A 396-nucleotide genomic window follows, 5' to 3' on the forward strand; every position below is an offset into this window, starting at 1 on the left:
CTTTGTCAGATCGAACTTGTTCATAGTTGTTCCTTTCCATCCAGGGCTCTTGTTTCTCGGCTCGGTATTCCGACTTCGCAGCGAGAAGACGGCACGGCCAACGGCCATGCGTCGTGACACCGCCTCCCGAGAGAGGGACGAGTAGTCGTCCACCAGAATATGAGCTGGCCTCGGCTCGGCGACCGTCGCCTTCCCCTTGGCAAGCGCTACCAGGGCAGACGCCGCTAGCTCCTCTTCCAGATAGCAGCCGTAGCTTGCCAGGCACTGAAGCAGAAACGCCTCGAAGTTGCGCTCTTCGTCGTTGATCAGCCACATAGGGTCGCCGCCCTTCAGGTTAGCCCATCCAGCCAAGATGAACTTGAGCATCTCCTTCAGGCGCCGGGGCCGCAACCCTGT

Annotated in this window: 1 protein-coding gene; it reads right to left on the reverse strand. The window is 59.6% G+C overall.

Annotated elements, in window-relative coordinates; all coding sequences use genetic code 11:
* A partial coding sequence (locus tag PZH32_RS11605) for a hypothetical protein (protein ID WP_275208412.1) occupies positions 1-366 on the reverse strand: 366 nt, incomplete at its 3' end.
* Between the last annotated feature and the right edge of the window lie 30 nt (positions 367-396).

Origin of the sequence: Adlercreutzia equolifaciens, assembly GCF_029076695.1 — a bacterium.
GTDB lineage: Bacteria > Actinomycetota > Coriobacteriia > Coriobacteriales > Eggerthellaceae > Adlercreutzia > Adlercreutzia equolifaciens_A.